The 1,958-nt window shown below is 64.9% G+C and carries 1 protein-coding gene and 1 pseudogene; both read left to right on the top strand.

The annotated features are described in order from the left end of the window. The first annotated feature begins 242 nt into the window (after positions 1-242). Complete coding sequence (locus tag EOA28_RS34240) at positions 243-530, top strand: succinate dehydrogenase assembly factor 2 (RefSeq protein ID WP_127250160.1); 288 nt, start codon at positions 243-245, stop codon at positions 528-530. 13 nt (positions 531-543) lie between these two features. Beyond that, positions 544-1,958: pseudogene (locus tag EOA28_RS34235) on the top strand (transcription-repair coupling factor); the annotation flags it as partial.

Genomic DNA, 1,958 nt, shown 5'->3' with positions numbered 1-1,958 from the left:
CCCCACGAGGGGGGAGATTGGCAGCTTCGGCGCTGCGCCCATTCTGCAACGTTGAAGATTGGCGAAAGCGGAGGTGCCGGCTGATCTCCCCCCAAGTGGGGGAGATGTCCGGCAGGACAGCGGGGGGCGCGAAGGAATGCAATCATTTCAGGTTGATTGTCGGGTGTCTTACTTTGCCTTGCAAGGCTGACACCGGTCTCTATCCACGCTATATGCGCCGCTTCGAACAAGGATAGCCTGCCATGACCGGAACACAGCGATCAAGCGAGGGGTTGGATGCCCGCCGCCGCAAGCTGCTGTTCCGGTCATGGCATCGTGGCATGCGCGAGATGGACCTGATCCTCGGTTGCTTCGCCGACGCCGAGATCGGCGCCTTGACCGGCGATGAAATCGACCAATATGAGAGGCTTCTCGAAATTCCCGACACCGATTTCCTGCCGATGGTCACCGGCGAGCACCCGGTTCCGCCCGATGTCGATTGCGCGGTGCTGCGGAAAATCATGGCGTCGCGCCGGACCATGACATTTTGAAAAACGCCTATCCATGAGCCTCATTCCTTCCATCGGCCTGCCCAAGGGCCGCGCCGGCCAGTTCATCGTCGATGGCGTCGCCGACGGCTACGAAGCCTTCGCCCTGGTCCAGACGGCGCAGGAGATCGCGCCCGACAAGCCGGTGCTGTTCGTCGCGCGCGACGGCCAGCGGCTGCCGGCGATCATCGAAGCCCTCGCCTTTGCCGCGCCGGGCCTGCCGGTGCTGGAACTGCCGGCCTGGGACTGCCTGCCTTACGATCGCGTTTCGCCCGGCGCCGATGCCGCGGCGCGGCGGCTCGGCGCGCTTTCCGCCATGATCGCGCTGGCGAAGAAGCCGCATCGCGCCGTGATCCTCACCACCGCGAATGCCCTGTTGCAGCGTATCCCGCCGGCCGAATTGATCGAGGCGCAGACCTTTCACGCCAGGCCCGGCAACCAGATCGACATGAACGCGCTGATCGCGCGGCTGGAGATTTCGGGCTTCGAGCGCGTGCCGACGGTGCGCGGGCTCGGCGAATTCGCGGTTCGCGGCGGCATTCTCGACCTCTTCGCACCCGGCTGGAGCGAGGCGCTCAGGCTCGACTTCTTCGGCGATACGCTGGAATCGATCCGCGTCTTCGACGTGGCAACACAGCGCACCACCGGGCAGCGCAAGTCGATGTCGCTGCAGGCGATGAGCGAGGTGGCGCGGACGCCGGAGACGATCAGCCGCTTCCGCCGTTCCTATATCGAAGCTTTCGGCGCGCCGTCGCGCGACGACGCACTCTATGCGGCGGTGAGCGAAGGCCGGCGCTTTGCCGGCATGGAGCACTGGCTGCCCTTCTTCTATGAGCGGCTGGAGACCGTGTTCGACTATATGCCGGATGCGCCCGTGGTTTTCGACCATCTGGCGCATGAGGCGTTGGCCGAGCGGCACACGCTGATCCTCGACCATTACGAGGCGCGCCGGAAACAGGCCGACAGCGCGCTCAAGGACGCCGTGCCCTACAAGCCGGTGGCGCCGGACCTGCTTTACCTGTCGCCGGACAATCTCAAGGCTTCGCTCGGTCCGCGCGAAGATATCGACTTCACGGTGTTCGATGCCCCGGATGTCGGAGGCAAAAAGGTCTTCCATGCCGGCTCGCGGCACGGCCGCAGCTTCGCCGAGGAGCGCGCCGACCCGAATATCAACGTGTTCGACGTGGTGGTGAAGCACATTGCCGATGAGCGCGCCGCGCGTCGCCGTGTCATTGTCGCTGGCTGGACCGAAGGCTCGCTCGACCGGCTCGGCCAGATCCTGGCTGAACATCTTCTTGGCAATCTGAAGACCGTCGCGACGCTTGCCGAGGTCGAAAAGCTCGAGCCGGGGCAGGCGGGCCTTGCCGTGCTGCCGCTCGAATCCGGTTTCGAGACCGACGACATGGTAGTCGTCGCCGAGCAGGACATCCT

Source organism: Mesorhizobium sp. M2A.F.Ca.ET.067.02.1.1, assembly GCF_004023285.1.
Taxonomy (GTDB): Bacteria; Pseudomonadota; Alphaproteobacteria; order Rhizobiales; family Rhizobiaceae; genus Mesorhizobium.
The sequence above is the reverse complement of the archived record's forward strand: the minus strand, read 5'-3'. Positions and strand labels throughout refer to the sequence as shown.